General features: G+C 50.0%; 15 protein-coding genes. 10 read left to right on the forward strand and 5 right to left on the reverse strand.

Features of this window, described 5'->3' with window-relative positions; genetic code table 11:
* Window positions 1–16: 16 nt before the first annotated feature.
* Window positions 17–514 (reverse strand): nitroreductase family protein, encoded by a 498-nt coding sequence (locus L6466_RS03565; protein WP_237793318.1) that lies wholly within the window; start codon window positions 512–514, stop codon window positions 17–19.
* Window positions 515–642: 128 nt separating this feature from the next.
* Here L6466_RS03565 and L6466_RS03570 point away from each other — a divergent pair, with 128 nt between their 5' ends.
* Window positions 643–945, forward strand: coding sequence for a TIGR04076 family protein (locus L6466_RS03570; RefSeq protein ID WP_091817177.1), 303 nt, complete (start codon window positions 643–645; stop codon window positions 943–945).
* Window positions 946–974: 29 nt separating this feature from the next.
* Here the strand turns inward: L6466_RS03570 and L6466_RS03575 are convergent, their stop codons facing one another.
* Window positions 975–2939: a rhamnogalacturonan lyase gene (locus tag L6466_RS03575; RefSeq protein WP_237793317.1), complete on the reverse strand. Its 1965-nt coding sequence runs from the start codon at window positions 2937–2939 to the stop codon at window positions 975–977.
* 108 nt (window positions 2940–3047) lie between these two features.
* Between L6466_RS03575 and hflX the strand changes: the two genes are divergently transcribed.
* The 7 genes from hflX to L6466_RS03610 all read left to right on the forward strand — a co-directional run bounded on the left by hflX (window position 3048) and on the right by L6466_RS03610 (window position 14398).
* Complete coding sequence (gene hflX / locus L6466_RS03580; protein WP_237793316.1) at window positions 3048–4382, forward strand: GTPase HflX; 1335 nt, start codon at window positions 3048–3050, stop codon at window positions 4380–4382.
* Between the two features lie 21 nt (window positions 4383–4403).
* On the forward strand, window positions 4404–6257 hold the full coding sequence (locus tag L6466_RS03585) for a DUF4954 family protein (protein ID WP_237813079.1): 1854 nt from the start codon (window positions 4404–4406) through the stop codon (window positions 6255–6257).
* An 11-nt stretch (window positions 6258–6268) separates the two neighbouring features.
* Window positions 6269–9172: a M16 family metallopeptidase gene (locus L6466_RS03590; protein ID WP_237813080.1), complete on the forward strand. Its 2904-nt coding sequence runs from the start codon at window positions 6269–6271 to the stop codon at window positions 9170–9172.
* 95 nt (window positions 9173–9267) lie between these two features.
* Complete coding sequence (locus tag L6466_RS03595) at window positions 9268–10917, forward strand: fumarate hydratase (protein ID WP_091816894.1); 1650 nt, start codon at window positions 9268–9270, stop codon at window positions 10915–10917.
* Window positions 10905–12494 carry a M6 family metalloprotease domain-containing protein gene (locus tag L6466_RS03600; protein ID WP_237802058.1) on the forward strand — a complete coding sequence of 530 codons (1590 nt, stop codon included), beginning with the start codon at window positions 10905–10907 and terminating at the stop codon, window positions 12492–12494. The genes L6466_RS03595 and L6466_RS03600 overlap by 13 nt, the downstream gene beginning before the upstream one ends.
* A gap of 39 nt (window positions 12495–12533) precedes the next feature.
* Complete coding sequence (gene nagB / locus L6466_RS03605) at window positions 12534–13328, forward strand: glucosamine-6-phosphate deaminase (protein ID WP_091816900.1); 795 nt, start codon at window positions 12534–12536, stop codon at window positions 13326–13328.
* Window positions 13329–13366: 38 nt separating this feature from the next.
* Window positions 13367–14398, forward strand: a complete 1032-nt coding sequence (locus L6466_RS03610) for a type I phosphomannose isomerase catalytic subunit (protein ID WP_091816903.1) — start codon at window positions 13367–13369, stop codon at window positions 14396–14398.
* Between the two features lie 6 nt (window positions 14399–14404).
* On the opposite strand, the gene L6466_RS03615 is transcribed toward L6466_RS03610, so the two are convergent.
* Entirely contained in the window at window positions 14405–15184 is a 780-nt protein-coding gene (locus tag L6466_RS03615; RefSeq protein WP_237802057.1) for an EFR1 family ferrodoxin, read from the reverse strand.
* Between the two features lie 68 nt (window positions 15185–15252).
* On the opposite strand from L6466_RS03615, the gene tsaA reads away from it, so the two are divergent.
* On the forward strand, window positions 15253–15927 hold the full coding sequence (gene tsaA, locus L6466_RS03620) for a tRNA (N6-threonylcarbamoyladenosine(37)-N6)-methyltransferase TrmO (RefSeq protein ID WP_237802056.1): 675 nt from the start codon (window positions 15253–15255) through the stop codon (window positions 15925–15927).
* On the opposite strand, the gene L6466_RS03625 is transcribed toward tsaA, so the two are convergent.
* The gene (locus L6466_RS03625) at window positions 15899–16528 is read right to left on the reverse strand and encodes a DUF4230 domain-containing protein (RefSeq protein ID WP_237802055.1); all 630 of its coding nucleotides are present in this window, start codon (window positions 16526–16528) and stop codon (window positions 15899–15901) included. The genes tsaA and L6466_RS03625 overlap by 29 nt on opposite strands.
* Window positions 16529–16532: 4 nt before the next feature.
* Entirely contained in the window at window positions 16533–17183 is a 651-nt protein-coding gene (locus tag L6466_RS03630; protein ID WP_237802054.1) for a DUF4230 domain-containing protein, read from the reverse strand.
* A 199-nt stretch (window positions 17184–17382) separates the two neighbouring features.
* Here L6466_RS03630 and L6466_RS03635 point away from each other — a divergent pair, with 199 nt between their 5' ends.
* On the forward strand, window positions 17383–17877 hold the full coding sequence (locus L6466_RS03635; RefSeq protein ID WP_237802053.1) for a DUF4890 domain-containing protein: 495 nt from the start codon (window positions 17383–17385) through the stop codon (window positions 17875–17877).
* Window positions 17878–17904: the final 27 nt, after the last annotated feature.

A 17904-nucleotide genomic window follows, 5' to 3' on the forward strand; every position in this document is an offset into this window, starting at 1 on the left:
TGTCTCATTCTTTTTTCTATTTGTAAATTTCCTCTATTGCCTTGCGAATCTTCTCTTTACGCTCGTCGGCGGCATAGCCGATGGGGATTAAGACGGCAGGCTCCTCGTTGTCGGCAAAGGTGAAAAACTCCTTGCATTTCTCTGCGTTGAAGTTGCACACCCAGCAGGTGGCAAGGCCCTGTTCCGTAGCAGCCAGACACAGATGCTCCACGGCAATGGCTATGTCGATGTCGCCATGATGCTTGCCGTCCTTGCGCACCCATTCCTGATCGTGCAGGATGCTGCAGATGATATACATCGGTGCCGAATTGAACCAGTCGCGGTTATAGCACTCGCGCAGTTTTGCCTTCTCGGCCTCGTCCTTCACTACGCGGAACATCCACGGCTGCTTGTTGACGGCCGATGGTGCCAGGCGGACGCACTCCATCACGTAGTCCAGCTTTTCCTGTTCCACACTCTTCTCCTGATAGCTTCTGCAGCTATACCTCTGTTTTACTAAATCTAAAAAAGTCATAGCAGTTCAATATTTAACCTTTTGGTTGCAAATATACAAATAAAAGCTGAATTATGGACTATAAAATGGAAAAATAGTGCTATCTTTGCAGCCCAGAAGTTGCATTTCAAGCAGATACGACAACAATGATGAAAAAGGTAAGAATCACAGCCCTGCGCCAAACCGTCTATGAGGACCTGATGGCGAAATACGAGAACCCGATAGAGCATACCTGCGATGTCAGGGAGGGACAGCAATGGATTTCCGTCGATGGGCAGCAGCCTGAGGGCATGTGTCCGTCGGCATGGTACTCTATGCGTGAGTTCGTGGAGTCGCTGGCTCGTGGTGAGGGCAACTTTTACGACGGATGGATGAAGAACCCGATGAGCGCGATGATCAGTTGCAACGACGGGTTCCGTCCTTTTTCCTTCTATATCGAGGTGGTAGAGTAGGGGTTCTTACTCTTTTATTCCTGTTCCTTTTATTTCAGATAATCCGTTTTATCAGGACCAATGTAGTAGCCGGGTTCTGAGGGCTGGTTGTAGCCCACGTTCTGATAGGCTACGGAGAGACGGTAGGGGATGTCCTGCATCAGACAGTTGATGCGGTAGGACGTGGGAATCGTGGAGACGTAGAGGCGCAGCTCTGTGCTCTCACGATTGCGAATCAGTACCTCTTCGCGCCAGTCGCCCAGGATGTCGGCGGCCAGACAGGGGTTGGACTTCGTGCCGTTATTGAACTGGCCGTCAAAGCGTTGCAGGTCCACAATCCTGCGGTTCTGCCAGTCGTATTTCGACACCGTCTCGCGGTCGAGCAACTCGCGCAGCAGGTCGCCGTCCCACCAGATGCCGAAGTTCATGGAGAGCCAGCGGCCTCCCATCACCAGATAATTATTATGTTGAGGGTCGTCGGAATCTTTGGCGGCGTTGACCACCTCGCCCTTCATATTCCTGATACCATGACTATCTGCACTCCACATCTCCACCCCGGGATTCGTTGGGTCGATGTCGGCAGCCATACAACGGCCTACGTCAGCAGTACTCTTAATCTGGAAAAGGACCTTGCCCGTGGCGGCATCGCGCAGGTCGGAACCATCGCGCTTGTTCTCGTGGCAGTCCCAGATGTAGAGACGGTCGTCCTTCGGGTCGGCAATGAGATGGATGGCGTCGCCGTGGCCCATGCGGGTATTGTAGAGTCCCTTGCCATCATGATCTACGGCCATAGAGCCATAGGTTATCTCGTCGTAGCCGTCGCCGTCGACATCGGCAATGCGCAGGTTGTGATTACCCTGTCCGGCATACGAGCGCCACTCAGGATTATTGGTGTCAAACACCCAGCGCTCCTTCAGGGACTTGCCGTCCCAGTCCCATGCCACGATGACGGAACGGGTGTAGTAGCCGCGACAAAAAACAGCGGAGGGAAGGGAAGAGTGAATAGTGAAAAGTGAAGAATTTCTTGCCGTGCAAGCGTCCAAAGGCCGAGCGGCTACCGCTCCAAGGTAGGCGAGACCTGCTAAATAGCGCTCGGAGCGGTTGCCTTTTTCATCGCCCCAGGCTTTCAGTTCGCCGCGCTCAGGGATATAGGGCTTGGTGTCGAGGAGGCGACCCGTGAGACCGTCGAAGACGCTGATATACTCAGGACCAGAGAGGATGCGGCCTGCCTTGTTTCTATGATCGACGACGGAATCGCCGATCACGCGGCCCTCGCTATCGCGGGTGCCGTCGGCAGTCTTTACCATCAGTTCGGCACGCCCGTCGCCATCAAAGTCGTAGACGATGAAGGGCGTATAGTGGGCACCAGAGCGGATATTACGGCCTAAGTCAATACGCCAGAGCTGTTCACCGTTCAGCCGGTAGCAGTCGAGGAGGGTAGGCCCCGTGTAACCGTCGTGACTGTTGTCGTGTGCATTCGTAGGGTCCCATTTCAGGATAATCTCATACTGTCCGTCGCCATCAACATCGGCCACGGTGGCATCGTTGGCGGTATAGGCATACTCGCCCGTGTCGCGCCATCGCCAGCCATTATTGCCTGGGCGCTGCTGAGGTTGGATGGTAGGCACCTTGCCACCCTCGGGCTTGTTGAGCTTGATGGGGATATAGCCCACGGGAGCATCCTGGCAAAGCGTGAACTGTCCCTTGGCTGTGCCTCCCTTAATCTCGTAGGTGGCATCCTCGTCCAGGGGATTCTCGTCAATGAAGAAAGAGCCGCCATTGGTGAGAGGCGCTTGGTTGAGCTTCACGCCATTTCGATAAATATCGAAAGACTCACCTTTCCGGTCGTCACGCAGGATGCGCCACGACACGAAGGCACTTCCGTCCGCCTGACGCACGGCCACCACGCCGCGGTCCAGACGCTCCGTACTGAGCTTGGAATAATCATATTTGGGTTGTGCCGTAAGGCCTAAACATAGCGCTGCAGATGCGATAGATAGTAGGATTCGTTTCATATCGTAGTTGTTTTTGTGGTTGCAAAGGTAAGAAAAATATTTCAATCCTTGCATATTTCATACAGATTTATTACTTTTGTCGGCGATTATCGATAATAATTTTACTGAATGAAAGAATTTGTCATCTCCGAAGCAAAGGCCGAGACGGCCATATTAGTAGGACTGATTACAGGACAACAGGACGAAGCTAAGACAAACGAATATCTGGACGAACTGGAATTCCTGGCAACGACAGCAGGGGCTCGCACCGTGAAGCGTTTTACGCAAAAGGTGGGCGGTCCCAGCAGTGTGACCTATGTAGGTAGTGGAAAACTGGAAGAAATACGACAGTATATCAAGATGTGTGAGGATGCCTATGACGAGGCCATGGAGCATCGCGAGGATTATGAGAGCGATGCAGACATGCCACAGCCTGTGGGTATGGTGATTTTTGATGATGAACTGAGTGCTAAACAAATCAGAAACATTGAGAAGGAACTGCAAGTGAAGATTCTGGATCGCACATCGCTGATTCTGGATATCTTCGCCATGCGTGCGCAGACAGCCGAAGCCAAGGCGCAGGTGGAACTGGCGCAGCATCGCTATATGCTGCCCCGACTGCAGCGACTCTGGACGCACCTGGAGCGTCAGGGCGGTGGCTCTGGCGGCGGTGGCGGCAAGGGAAGCGTGGGACTGCGTGGACCTGGTGAGACGCAGTTGGAGATGGACCGTCGTATCATCCTGCACCGTATCACCCTGCTGAAACAGCGCCTGGCAGAGATTGACAAGCAGAAGACGACCCAGCGCAAGAACCGCGGACGCCTGATTCGCGTGGCGCTGGTGGGTTATACCAACGTGGGTAAGTCGACGTTGATGAACCTCTTGTCGAAGAGCGACGTGTTTGCTGAGAACAAGCTCTTTGCCACGCTCGACACAACCGTGCGTAAGGTGACCATCGAGAACCTGCCGTTCCTGCTGGCCGATACCGTAGGATTCATCCGTAAGTTGCCCTCAGACCTGGTAGAGAGCTTCAAGAGTACGCTCGACGAGGTGCGCGAGGCTGATTTGCTGGTACACGTGGTGGATATCTCGCATCCCGATTTCGAGGACCAGATCCGGGTGGTAGAACAGACACTCAGCGAACTGGGTTGTTCGGAGACGCCTTCGATGGTGGTATTCAACAAGATTGATGCCTACACATGGACGCCGCAGGAGGAAGACGACCTGACGGAGCCTACGAAGGAAAACGTGTCATTGGAGGAGTTGAAGAAGACATGGATGGCCAAGATAAGTGAAAAGGGCAAAGTGAAGAGTGAAGAATATGCTGCCGCTCCCTTGTTCATTAGCGCTAAAAACAAGGAGAATATCGAGGAACTGCGCACCACGCTATATAATAAGGTTCGCGAACTGCACGTGCAGAAGTATCCATATAACGACTTCCTCTATACTATAGAAGAGAATTGAACCTAACACATTAAATAAATTATGAGAGAGTACAGACAACTGACACAGGAAGAGATTCAGGTGCTTGAGAACAACGTATGTTGGGCTGAGGACTGGAACAGGGTAATGGTTGACGAGGATTTTCGTCCCTACAACTTCCACCGTGTGATATTCTATGGCGATATCCGCCTGGGTAAGTTCGAGAAAAAGATTGAGGTGGCTCAGGGCTTCTATAAGCACTCGGGTATCAACGATGCCACGTTGAGAAATGTCACCGTGGGCGATGACTGTCTGATAGAGAAGGTGGGCAACTTCATCAATAACTATACCATTGGTGACGACTGCTATATCTCGAATATCTCAACACTTGAGACTCGCGAGGGAGCCAGCTATGGCGCGGGCTCTACCATCAGCGTACTCAACGAGATGGGTGATGGCAATATCGTGCTGTTCCGTGAACTGAACTCTCAGTTGGCTGCTTTCATGGTGAAGCATAATCGCGACAAGGCCCTGGTAAACCGTCTGCGCCAGTTGATTGACGATGAGGTACGTATCTCAACGCCGGAACGTGGTACCATTGGCAACAGCGTGAAGATTATCAATACCAAGGATGTCATCAACACCGTGATTAAGGGCGACTGCGAGATTAGTGGTGCAGCCCGTCTGAACGAGTGTACAATCCTGAGTAGTGAGGATGCGCCTGTATTTATCGGTACGGGTGTCATCTGCGAGAACTCGATTATCTGTGACGGTTGCTCGATTAATAACTCCGTGAAGATGCAGGACTGCTTCGTGGGTGAGGCTTGTCAGATTACCAATGGCTTCACGGCCGAGGCCAGTCTGTTCTTTGCCAACTCATTCATGGCTAATGGTGAGGCCTGTGCCGCCTTCTGCGGTCCGTTCTCGGCTTCGCATCATAAGTCAAGCCTGCTGATTGGCGGACAGTTCTCGTTCTACAACGCTGGTTCAAACACCAACTTCTCGAACCACGCCTACAAGATGGGACCCTTGCACTATGGTACGCTGGAGCGCGGTACGAAGACGGCCTCTGGCTCGTATGTGCTGATGCCTGCCACGATTGGTGCTTTCTCTGTATGCTTCGGCAAACTGATGCACCATCCTGACACGCGCAACCTGCCGTTCTCTTATCTTATCGCTTATGGGGATACGATGTATCTGGTGCCTGGCAGAAATATCACTACTGTAGGTTTGTATCGTGATATCAAGAAATGGCCAAAACGCGACAAGCGTTCTAAGCAGTCGAAGAAGAGTATCATCAATTTTGACTGGCTATCTCCTTTCACGGTAGGTGAGATTATCCAGGGTATCGAGATTCTGAAGGCGTTGCGTAATGCTTCTGGCGACAATGTCACGACGTATAATTTCCACGAGTATGTCATCAACGCTTCTTCACTTATGAAGGGCTTGAAGTACTATGATATTGCTCTGCGTATCTACATGGGTGCCGTACTGAAGCGTGCTCAGAAAGAGGGCTTCTTTGGCTATCCGAAGTCAGAGGTAGGCAAAGGGGCCTGGTCTGACCTCAGCGGACTGCTGTTGCCTGAGAGTGAGGAACAGCGACTGATAGACGATATCAAGGAGGGTACCATTGATAATATCCAGCAGGTGCTGACGCGCTTTGAGGACATCAATAACAGCTACAGCGACTACCGTTGGGCTTGGAGCTATCAGCTGATTCTGGATTACTATCACCTGACGGAGATTGACGAGGCTGCCTGCGAGCGTATCCGTGAGGACTACGTGAAGGCGCGCCGTGCATGGATTGCTGAAATCCGTAAGGATGCGGAGAAGGAGTTCCTGATGGGTGATGTGGAACAGGAGGTACTGGATGACTTCCTCTCTAAACTCGACCACGAGATTGACTATGAAAACTAAATTATATAGACATGAAACTGAAAGCTTTATTTGGAATGGCCTTGTTGGGCCTTGCATTGAGCAGCTGCTCAAAGTATGACTATGAAGAGGTGAAGGGCGATATGGCCCAGACCCGTATCTACACGTTGAAGAACGGACTGAAGATTTATCTCAGCGTCAACAAGGAAGAACCGCGTATCCAGACGTATATCGCCGTGCGTACGGGTTCCAAGAACGACCCTGCAGAGACCACAGGTCTGGCTCACTACCTGGAGCATCTGATGTTCAAGGGTACGAATCACTTCGGTGTGACCGACCCTGAGGCTGAGGCTCCTTATCTGGAGGAGATTGAGAAACGCTACGAGGCTTATCGCCAGTTGACCGACCCTGAGGCTCGCAAGAAGGCTTATCATGAGATTGACTCTGTGAGTCAGTTGGCTGCCAAGTACAATATCCCCAACGAGTACGACAAGCTGATGGCTACCATCGGTAGTGAGGGCTCAAATGCCTACACATCAAACGATGTGACCTGCTACGTGGAGGATATCCCCTCTAACGAGATTGATAACTGGGCAAAGATTCAGGCCGACCGCTTCATGAATATGACCATTCGTGGTTTCCATACGGAGCTGGAGGCTGTCTATGAGGAGTATAACATCAGTCTGACGGATGATGGCGACAAGCTCTATACTGCCATGATGGCGAAGTTGTTCCCCACGCACCCCTACGGCACACAGACCACCATCGGTACGCAGGAACACCTGAAGAATCCTTCCATCACCAATATCAAGAACTATTTCAAGAAATGGTATGTGCCCAATAACGTGGCCATCTGTATGAGTGGTGACTTTGATCCTGATGAGGTGGTGGCTACCATCGAGAAGTATTTCGGTGAGTGGCAGCCAGGTGAGGATGTAGAACAGCCTGTTTACGACAAGCAGCCTGAACTGACGGCCCCCGTAGATACAACGGTTATTGGCCTGGAGGCTGAGAATCTGTGGCTGGGATGGAAATTCGACAGGGCCAGTTCTTTGCAGGCTGATACTTTGCAGGTTATCCAGCAGATGCTGAGCAACGGTACCGCCGGACTTCTGGACCTGGATATCAACCAGCAGATGAGAATGTTGGGCGCATGGGGTGCTGCTATTCCCATGCAGGATTACTCAATGCTGATTCTGGGAGGTACACCGAAGGAAGGACAGAGCCTGGAGGAGGTACGCTCGCTGTTGCTCGAGGAAATTGAGAAACTGAAAGCCGGAGATTTCTCTGACGACCTGTTGCCCTCTGTTGTCAACAACCTGAAGTTGGAGTATTACAACGCCTTGGAGAGTAACCAGGCACGTGCCAGAATGTTTGTCAACGCCTTTATCAACGGTACGCCCTGGGAACAGGAGGTGAAGGCTCTCGACCGTGTGGCTGGTATCACGAAGGAACAGATTGTGGCGTTTGCCAATCGCTATTTCGTGAACAACTATGTCACGGTATTCAAGAAGCAGGGCGTAGACCCGACTATCAAGAAGATTGACAAGCCGGCCATCACGCCTATCCCCACCAACCGCGACTATGTGAGTCAGTTTGTGAAGGATATCCAGAACTTGGAGGTGAAGCCTATCCAGCCTCGTTTCGTGGATTTCCAGAAGGACCTGACATTCGGACATATCAACGACCAGTTGCCTACAATCTATGTACAGAACAAGGAGAACGGCCGTTTTCAGTTGGCTTTCCGCTATGAGTTTGGCAACGAGGCTGATTTGCGTTATGGATATGCTGCCCAGTATCTGGACTATCTGGGTACCGACTCATTGACATCAGAGCAGATCAAACAGCAGTTCTATAAGCTGGCTTGTAATTACAATATCCAGGTGGGCGACCGTAGCCTGTCTGTCAGCCTGAACGGACTCAGCGAGAATATGCCGCAGGCTGTAGCTCTTCTGGAACACCTGATGCAGCATGCCAAGGTGGATAAGGAGGCTTATGCGATGTTTGTGGGCATGGAGGCTAAGTCGCGTATGGATGCAAAGACCGACCAGCGCACGAACTTTGATATGCTGGCCAGCTACGGCATATACGGTCCTTACAATCCCCGTCGTCATGATATCTCTATCGATACGCTGGCAAATACCAATCCTGAGGAATTGCTTGGCTTGCTGAAAGACCTTGCCCAGTACAAGCACACCGTGTTGTACTATGGTCCGATGAGCGAGGATGAACTGGCAGACGCCTTGGCCTCTTACGCTTCTCAGGCGAACGTGGCAACGAAGGATGTACCTGAGAATAAGCACTATGTGATGCAGCCTACCGACAGCAACGAGGTGCTGCTGGCTCCTTATGATGCCCAGAATATCTACATGCGTATGTACCACAATGAGGGTAATGCATGGAATCCGGAGGAGGCTCCCGTCCAGGCGCTCTTCAACGAGTTCTTCGGAGGTGGTATGAACAGCATTGTCTTCCAGGAACTGCGTGAGGCTCGCGGACTGGCTTACAATGCTTATGCTTACTATATGCAGCCCAGTCATCAGGATTACAAGGATATGTTCTTTACGCATATCATCACACAGAACGACAAAATGGCCGACTGTATTGCGGAGTTCCATCATATCCTTGACTCAGTACCTCAGAGTGAGGGTGCCCTGAAGATTGCCAAAGAGTCTATCATCAAGCGTCTTGCCAGTATGCGTACAACGAAGTTTGGTCTGATTAATGCCTGGCTGACAGCTCAGGAGAATGGTCTTGACTACGATATCAACCAGCGTATCTACGAGGCAATGCCCAACCTGACACTGGCTGACATCATGAAATTTGCTGATGAGCGTATTGCGCGTAAGCCTTATCGCTACGTCATCTTAGGTAATGAGCAGGCCCTCGATATGGCAACATTAGAGAAGTATGGTCCTGTGAAACGACTGACTACTGAGGAAATCTTCGGATATTAAATCTGGCTATATCATAAAAAAACGGGACTCATGTTTGTGAGTCTCGTTTTTTTATTGTACTTTTGTACCCATAATACTAAATAAAAAACAAGACTATGGCAACACCAGTTGAATTCAAGTATGCCCCTATGTTTCAGGTGGGCGAAGACAAAACCGAGTATAGACTGCTTTCTAAGGAAGGCATTACTACTGCTGAATTTGAAGGCAAGCAGATTGTGAAGGTATCAAAGGAAGCTCTGACGCTTTTGGCTCAGCAGGCTTTCCACGACGTAGAGTTCATGTTGCGTCGTGAGCACAACCTTCAGGTGGCAAAGATTCTTTCTGACCCTGAGGCCTCTGAGAATGACAAGTATGTAGCCCTGCAGTTCCTGCGCAATGCCGACGTGGCTTGCAAGGGTATCCTGCCTTTCTGCCAGGACACGGGTACAGCCATCATTCATGGTGAGAAGGGACAGCAGATCTGGACTGGTTTTGAGGATGAGGAAGCGCTGAGCCGTGGTGTGTATAACACCTTTACACAGGACAACCTGCGCTATTCACAGAACGCTCCTCTGAACATGTACGATGAGGTGAATACCCGTTGCAACCTGCCTGCACAGATTGATATCGAGGCTACCGAGGGTGCCGAGTATAAGTTCGTGATGGTGGCTAAGGGTGGCGGTTCTGCCAACAAGACCTATTTCTACCCCATGACGAAGGCTACTATCCAGAACGAGGGTACGCTGATTCCTTTCCTCGTAGAGAAGATGAAGACTCTGGGTACAGCTGCTTGTCCTCCTTATCACATTGCTTTCGTGATTGGTGGTACCTCAGCTGAGAAGAACTTGCTCACCGTGAAGCTCGCTTCAATCAAGTTCTATGACAACCTGCCTACTACGGGTGATGAGACGGGTCGTGCCTTCCGTGACATAGACTTGGAGGAGAAACTGCTGAAGGAGGCTCACAAGATTGGTCTTGGTGCCCAGTTCGGTGGTAAGTACCTGGCTCACGACATCCGCGTGATCCGTCTGCCCCGTCATGGTGCCAGCTGTCCTATCGGTATGGGCGTGTCTTGCTCTGCTGACCGCAATATCAAGGCAAAGATTAATGCCGACGGTATCTGGTTGGAGAAGATGGACGAGAATCCAACAGAGTTGATTCCTGAGGAGCTGCGCAAGCCCGGTGAAGGCGGCAAGGGTATTGAGATTGACCTGAACGAGGGTATCGATGCCGTTCGTAAGGAGCTGAGCAAGTATCCTGTTTCTACCCGTGTCAACCTGAAGGGTACCATCATCGTAGCCCGTGATATCGCTCACGCTAAGCTGAAGGCACGTCTGGATGCTGGTGAGGGTATGCCTGAGTACTTCAAGAAATATCCTGTGCTGTATGCCGGACCTGCCAAGACTCCAGAGGGCTATCCTTGTGGTTCTATGGGTCCGACAACAGCTAACCGTATGGACCCCTACGTGGATGAGTTCCAGGCTAATGGTGCATCGCTTGTGATGATTGCTAAGGGTAACCGTTCTGATGTGGTTACTGAGGCTTGTAAGAAGCATGGTGGATTCTATCTGGGTACTATCGGTGGCGTGGCTGCCGTTCTCTCTAAGAGTTCTATCAAGAGCATTGAGTGCGTTGAATATCCTGAACTGGGTATGGAGGCTGTGTGGAAGATCGACGTGGAGGACTTCCCCGCATTTATTCTCGTAGATGATAAGGGCAACGATTTCTTCAAGACCTTGAAGCCCTGGACTCCATGCGCAAAATAAACATCATTTGCCTGTTGGCTCTTCTCATGATGCCAATCTATGGCCATGCACAGCGCGAATTCGCGCCTGTGCATGGCGATTGTTTGCCTGATAATACTGATGACGCAATGGTGAGTCATCGGGCCGGGGTGAAGAAACTTCCTGCAGCGAAGACGAATTGGGATCCTGAGAAGACGTACAGGCAATTGGTGATTCTTGTTGAATTTTCTGATACGACATTCAGCTATTCCAGCACTCCGAACACCTTTTATCATAAGATGTTCAATGAGTCTGGCTTCAATGATGGCAATGGACCTGGCTGTGTGGCTGATTATTTCCGAGACCAGTCGAATGGTATCCTGAACCTGCAGTTTGATGTCTATGGGCCTGTGAAGGTCAGTACAAAGTCCCAGCCGTATGATAATCCTACGTCCAAGACAATAAACTATGGCAAGGATGTCTTAGTGGAGGCTACGAATAAGGTGATAGCGGATAATCCTGGGATGGATTTCTCTGTATTCGACTGGGATGGCGACCGCTACGTCGATCAGGTGATCTATGTCTATGCAGGATATCCTGGCAATTTGTCGGCTGATGTAGCATATGGACATATATGGCCCAATACGTCTTCGTTTGGCACGATAACAACACCGGATGGCTATAAAATTGAGAGCTATACCTGTAGTGGTGAGGTGTGGCCTACGAGTAACCCCAGATCCTGCGGCATTGGAACTGTATGCCACGAGTTCACGCATTCTTTGGGATTGCCGGATATCTATCCCGTAAATGGTAATGCTTACTCCGTTTGCGATGAGTGGGACTTGATGGATGGTGGCAATTTTACTAATTATGGATGGTGTCCGCCCAACTTCACGCCTGTAGAGAAATGGATACTGGGATGGCTTTCCTTTACCGACCTGGATAGTCCGGCTACCATTACTGGCTTGAAACCTGCTTCCGATGGGGGAAAGGTCTATCGCATCAAGCATTCTGACTCGGAATGGCTCCTGCTTGAGAACCGTCAGCATCAGGGTTGGGATGCAGGGGCACCAGGCAAGGGACTGGTTATCTATCATGTCAACTATGACGGATCTGTATGGAGAGGTAACACGGTGAACAATAACGCTAATGCGCGTCGTTTTGAGTTGGTGCATGCTGATAATATGGACTACGATGCCTGGACCGATTATATGGATAAGAATAGACTGGGTACCTATGCGGTAAGTCCACGAATGCAAAACCGCCATCTTAGTACATCACCTTATCCCTGGACTACTGATTCTACTTCTTTTATCAATAACGAACTGACTGAAACGTCTGTGCCTGCGCCTAAGATGAACTATCCCAACGGGGATGGTGATTACCAGCTGAACAAGTCTATCACGAATATCCAGATGACGGAAGACGGGTTGATCTCGTTTGATTTCATGGGAGGTGATAAGACCGGTATTGAGCAATTTAAACCTCAAGCCTCCAATATCAAACCTCAAACCTACGACCTGTTGGGACGCCGGCTCTCGGATACGCATGGCAAGGGACTAATTATTCAGCGGCGTGCTGATGGCACAGTAAGAAAGTACTATAAGAAAATGCAGTAATAAACTTTATATTTATTAACTTAAAAACAAACTAAATTTATGAGATTAATTATTGAACCGAACTATGATTTAATGTCGCAGTGGGCTGCCAATTATGTAGTGGCTAAAATCAATGCTGCTAAACCTACAGCTGAAAAGCCTTTTGTACTTGGACTCCCCACAGGCTCATCTCCTATCGGTATGTATCGTGGCTTGGTGAAGGCTTACCAGGAGGGTAAGGTTTCATTCAAGAATGTCGTAACCTTTAATATGGACGAGTATGTAGGTCTGCCCGTAGAGCATCCTGAGAGCTATCACTCTTTCATGTTTACAAACCTGTTCAACCATATCGACTGTCCTAAGGAAAATATTCATATCCTCAATGGCAATGCGCATGATCTGGCTGCAGAGTGTGCCAACTACGAGAAGGAAATAGAGAAATTCGGTGGTATCGACCTCTTCCTTGGTGGTATCGGTCCCGATGGCCATATCGCTTTCAATGAGCCAGGTTCTAGCCTGACCAGCCGTACACGTCAGAAGACCCTGACTACGGATACGATTATCGCCAACTGCCGTTTCTTCGACAATGACGTGAACCAGGTGCCAAAGACGGCTCTCACCGTAGGTGTGGGTACTGTCATGGCTGCTAAGGAGGTGATGATCCTGGTGAATGGTCATGCCAAGTGTCGTGCTTTGCAGGCTGCTGTAGAGGGTAGCGTCAACCACATGTGGACTATCTCTGCCCTGCAGATGCACCAGCATGGTATTATCGTGGCCGATGATGCCGCTTGTGATGAACTGAAAGTTGGTACCTATCGTTACTTCAAAGATATTGAGCGTAACAACCTGCTGTAAGAGTTAAGATTTAAGAGTTAAGAATTAAGAGTTAAGAATTGAAACTATATCCACTTCTCTTTCAGCCTAACCTGCACGAGGTAGTGTGGGGAGGCGACCGTCTCTGTCATTATAAGAAACTGCCTGGCTCTGATACGCCTATTGGTGAGAGTTGGGAGGTTAGTGCCGTACCATCTAGTCCCAGCATTATAGCCAATGGCGAGTATGCTGGACGTGACCTGATATCTGTTATCAATGAAGCCCCGGAGGATATCCTCGGACAGGCTGTCAACGAGCACTATCACGGTCAGCTGCCCCTGTTGGTGAAGTTCATCGACGCACGTCGTGACCTGAGTATTCAGGTGCACCCCAATGATGAGATGGCCCAGCGTGAGCATGGCAAGATGGGAAAGAGTGAGATGTGGTATATTATCGATGCTAAGCCTGGGAGTTATCTCTATGCCGGATTCAAGCAGGAGATAACCCCCGAGGCTTATAAACAGCATGTTGCCGATGGCACGATAACGGATGTGCTTGCCCGTCATGAGGTAAAGACGGGTGACGTGTTCTATTTGCCGGCTGGCAGAGTGCATGCTATCGGTGCCGGTATCCTGTTGGCTGAGGTCCAGCAGTCGTCGGATGTGACCTATCGTATCTTTGACTATAACCGGCCTGGTATGGATGGTAAGCCGCGTGAGCTGCATACCGAACTGGCTGCGCAGGCACTTGACTATCATGTGGAGAGCGAATACCGCACTATCTACGACGAGAATATCAACCGTGCTAATCTGATAGTCGACTCACCTTATTTCAGCGTGCGCGTCACGGAGACACCTGAGAGCTTCCATCGTAATCTGCTGAAATATGACAGTTTTGTCATCACGATGTGTATTGAGGGCGACTGTCATATCCGTCTGCGTGCTACGGGCGAGGAACTCCTGTTGCGTGAGGGCAATAGCGTGCTGATACCTGCTGTCCTGGCTGACTATGATGTGATACCCCTGAAACTGAGCACCCGTTTCCTCGATGCCTTTATCGACAATATGGATAAGAGTCTCGTGGGAAAGGTCACCCGTTTCCTCCACATCTGATATCCGTCACTTTTCGTGTCCAAAATAGTATTGTCCGCGTTTGCGGGTAATACTGCCGTAGTTGATGGCGTGTTTCGGACAATGGTGATAGCAGGCCAGACAGTTGGTGCATGAGTCGTCGTGCAGCCATGTAGGTGTGCCGTCTTTCATCAGAAGGTCGCCTGTAGGACAAACATTTGCGCATTTTCCGCAATGGATGCACAGGTCTGTATCTACCGTGAATTTCTTGTCCGTTATCATGTAGCTGTTGAAATAGGCACCAATCACATGCGAGAAAGTCCAGGGCGTCAGTCCTCGTTGGGTATGCACCTCATCCGTTTTCCTTTCCTTAATCATCCCGGTGTACCGGTCCAGGTCTTCGCTGGCCTTACTGATTTTCTCGTGCTCGCGCTCAGGCGTGTCGGTATACATAAACGGCAGGCATACGTACGACTCAGGCATGATGAGTGAGAAGGCACTGTCCAGACGCAATCCCTTCTTCCTGAGGTCTTTATCCAGCATCTCCATCGTTCGTCCGATGCTGTCGCCGCAAGTCACGAGGGCATAAATAAAATTAGAATTCAGAATTTTGAATTCAGAATTATCAATGAACTTCCTGACGATACGGGGCGGTTGCCAGCCATGAACGGGGAAACAGAAGCCCAGTCGTTCACCTTCCTGAAACTCATACTCACACTTGCCTTTCTTCATCTCATCGGGGATGAAGAGCAGTCTCTCGCCCGTCTCCTGCGCCAGTCTTTCTGCCGCCCATCGGGTATTGCCTGTACCTGAGAAATAGAAAATCATGCTGCAAACTTATAAAAAAAAACTGAGATGAACAAATAAAACAGGTATAAAGCCGTTATATCATCAGTATGAACATTCATCCAGTTGCATATTTTCACTCCCCATTGACGTCGAAATTCGGCATACCGCGCCAGAGCGGACTGGCCGAAGAACTTGTCGGCACGATTGTCCTGGAACCGGAATACAGACGCGAAGAGGCTGTTCGTGGTCTGGAAGCCTTTGATTACTTGTGGCTTATCTGGGAATTCTCGGCTAACCCGCATGAACAGCAGGGACTGACCGTGCGCCCTCCTCGTCTGGGTGGCAACGAGCGGGTTGGCGTCTTTGCCTCCCGTTCACCGTTCCGTCCTAATCGTCTGGGTCTCTCGTGCGTACGTATAGATAAGGTGGATATAGGGGAGAACGGCCCCGTGATTCATGTGAGGGGGGCTGATTTGATGGATGGTACGCCAATCTACGACATCAAACCCTATGTGGCCTATGCCGACAGTCACCCTGAGGCAAGAAGTGGATTCGTAGATAAGAAAGTATGGAAACCTTTGCTAGTGGAGATTCCGCAAACACTATCAAAGCATTTCACAGAAAATGAGTTGGCTGGTTTGAAGCAAGTGCTCAGCCAGGATCCGCGTCCACGCTATCACGATGATGCAGAGCGTATATACGGCATGCCGTTTGCAGGCTGGGATGTACGCTTCCGTGTGGCCGATGGTGTGGTTACTGTTGTTGAGGTTCATCGAAACTGATACTGACTTTCTCATATCCCATAGCCATCAGCAGGCGACGTACCTGTGACTCTGCCAGCTGGCGGGTGCCTTCGCAGGTAGCAGGTGTGATACAGCGCGTTTTCATCTTGTGGCGGGCACGCTCATAGAGGGCTTGGCGGTCATGATTTGACCATGAGCCTGATTCGTGGAACGACTGCGTACGTGCCTCGTCAATGAAATGGTTGTCGAGTAGTGTAATCTGTGGCAGTTGTACAGCTAACGAATCTTCGTGCATAGAAATTCGAGAGGCGTCAAAGTCGCTGAGGTCTAGTCCTAAGCGGATGGTTCCATAATAGATACGTACCAGGTGGTCATCAGAGAAGAACCCCTTGCGCACGGTATCTACCAACTCCTCATCATTGATAGCCATAAACTCCCATTGGCCGATACGTCGGATGCTTTCTATCTCTGAGGGTGTCATAATCATTTCCGACGTGTCTTCAGAGTGTAATCCTGGCAGACGGTCGGACAACTTATCGAAGAAGAACAGTCCGATAAGTCCAAGCGTCAGGACGAATACCAGTACGATGGCAGCTATGCCTCCGCAGGTGAATAGTAATTTTTTGTTATGTTGCTCCATAGTGCTACTCCAATCTGCGTATTAAGTCATGAGGGTTATAGTCTGAACGGAACTGGATCGTAATATCCTGCTCGCGGAATCCCATCTGGGTGATGATAGGCACCAGTATACGCACGGCATCCTCGCGCGCAGTCCGCTCAATACCGAGTTCTGGTATCTCTGCGATAATAGCCTTGCGTCCCTGCGCTTCAAAGCGCACCATTTCCTGGTCCGTGAAGTCATCGCGGAAGCCCGTCACATACTCTTTGATGTTATCGTGGTCTATCTCTGTACTGGTCAGCATGACGGCAGGGTCGGGTAGGGTGACGATTATTTTTTCACCCTGTCGCTTAATATGATGCTCCCTGACCTGGTTCATGTCGATATACCCCTTCATCGTGGCATTGATGGGGATGATAATCTTCCGGTCGCCAAAGACATTGAGACCGAAAGAGATGCCGAATCCGCTGATCTCACGGTTGGATTCACACGCCACCAGTTTGTGAATGCGATATTCTGTGGTATATAGACGCGAGCAGCGCTGAATCTGCGCGACCAGCATAGGGATGCTATCAAAAGCGTATGCCTCTTCTGTATCAGACTTCTCACTCCTTCCGCAACTCATAGAAAGAAGTGGTAATAGGCATATAAAGATTAATCCTATGAGTTTTCTCATATCTTATATTACTTTTTCTGAATTGCAAAAATACAAAAAAAAGAGAATAAAAATGATAAATTATAAGTTTTTTTGTATCTTTATTAAACTTTTCTTTTTTTGATGCGTCATAAAGATAGTTACTTGCTAGCGAGGCATCCGGAGGCTGAGCTGCAACTCAAGAAAAAAACTAGAAGTCAAATTATAAACTATTGATGAAATGAAGAAACTTGTTTTAACAATGATTGCAATGGTGACCATGAGCCTCAGCGCAATGGCACAGGATACAGCCCAGGTACGCCGACAGTTCAATCCTGAACAGATGGCAAAAATGCGTACGGATGCAGTGGTAAAGAAATATGGACTGAACGACGATCAGGCAAAGAAACTGTTAGACCTGAACACCCGTTTCGCAGGTAAGATTCGCCCTATGGGCCCGATGGGAGGCCAGCGTCGCGGTGGACAGCGTATGCAGGGTGACAGACCTCAGAGAATGAACCCCGATAGCCTGAGAGCACAGGGACAGCGTCGCGGACAGGGACAGCGTGGCGGTGGTTTCAATCGCGAGGAAATGCAAAAGAATATGGAGGCCTATAACAATGAGCTGAAAAGCATACTGACTCCCGAGCAGTATGAAGCTTACCAGAAAGATGAGCAGCAGAACCGCCGTCAGTTCAACGGTCCCCGCAGAGAAAGACCAACACAAAGGCAATAAGATAATAAATGATTTTTTCATAGTGAT

The sequence above is a fragment of the Prevotella communis genome, from assembly GCF_022024175.1.
In the GTDB taxonomy this organism is placed as follows: domain Bacteria; phylum Bacteroidota; class Bacteroidia; order Bacteroidales; family Bacteroidaceae; genus Prevotella; species Prevotella communis.

What these genes read in the sequence shown, in the direction of transcription:
- L6466_RS03625 (WP_237802055.1), bottom strand. Translation starts at nt 16,528, where the DNA reads ATGGAGCAACATAACAAAAAATTACTATTCACCTGCGGAGGCATAGCT.
- L6466_RS03630 (WP_237802054.1), bottom strand. Translation starts at nt 17,183, where the DNA reads ATGAGAAAACTCATAGGATTAATCTTTATATGCCTATTACCACTTCTT.
- L6466_RS03590 (WP_237813080.1), top strand. Translation starts at nt 6,269, where the DNA reads ATGAAACTGAAAGCTTTATTTGGAATGGCCTTGTTGGGCCTTGCATTG.
- tsaA (WP_237802056.1), top strand. Translation starts at nt 15,253, where the DNA reads ATGAACATTCATCCAGTTGCATATTTTCACTCCCCATTGACGTCGAAA.
- nagB (WP_091816900.1), top strand. Translation starts at nt 12,534, where the DNA reads ATGAGATTAATTATTGAACCGAACTATGATTTAATGTCGCAGTGGGCT.
- L6466_RS03575 (WP_237793317.1), bottom strand. Translation starts at nt 2,939, where the DNA reads ATGAAACGAATCCTACTATCTATCGCATCTGCAGCGCTATGTTTAGGC.
- L6466_RS03565 (WP_237793318.1), bottom strand. Translation starts at nt 514, where the DNA reads ATGACTTTTTTAGATTTAGTAAAACAGAGGTATAGCTGCAGAAGCTAT.
- L6466_RS03585 (WP_237813079.1), top strand. Translation starts at nt 4,404, where the DNA reads ATGAGAGAGTACAGACAACTGACACAGGAAGAGATTCAGGTGCTTGAG.
- L6466_RS03600 (WP_237802058.1), top strand. Translation starts at nt 10,905, where the DNA reads ATGCGCAAAATAAACATCATTTGCCTGTTGGCTCTTCTCATGATGCCA.
- L6466_RS03635 (WP_237802053.1), top strand. Translation starts at nt 17,383, where the DNA reads ATGAAGAAACTTGTTTTAACAATGATTGCAATGGTGACCATGAGCCTC.
- L6466_RS03595 (WP_091816894.1), top strand. Translation starts at nt 9,268, where the DNA reads ATGGCAACACCAGTTGAATTCAAGTATGCCCCTATGTTTCAGGTGGGC.
- hflX (WP_237793316.1), top strand. Translation starts at nt 3,048, where the DNA reads ATGAAAGAATTTGTCATCTCCGAAGCAAAGGCCGAGACGGCCATATTA.
- L6466_RS03615 (WP_237802057.1), bottom strand. Translation starts at nt 15,184, where the DNA reads ATGATTTTCTATTTCTCAGGTACAGGCAATACCCGATGGGCGGCAGAA.
- L6466_RS03570 (WP_091817177.1), top strand. Translation starts at nt 643, where the DNA reads ATGAAAAAGGTAAGAATCACAGCCCTGCGCCAAACCGTCTATGAGGAC.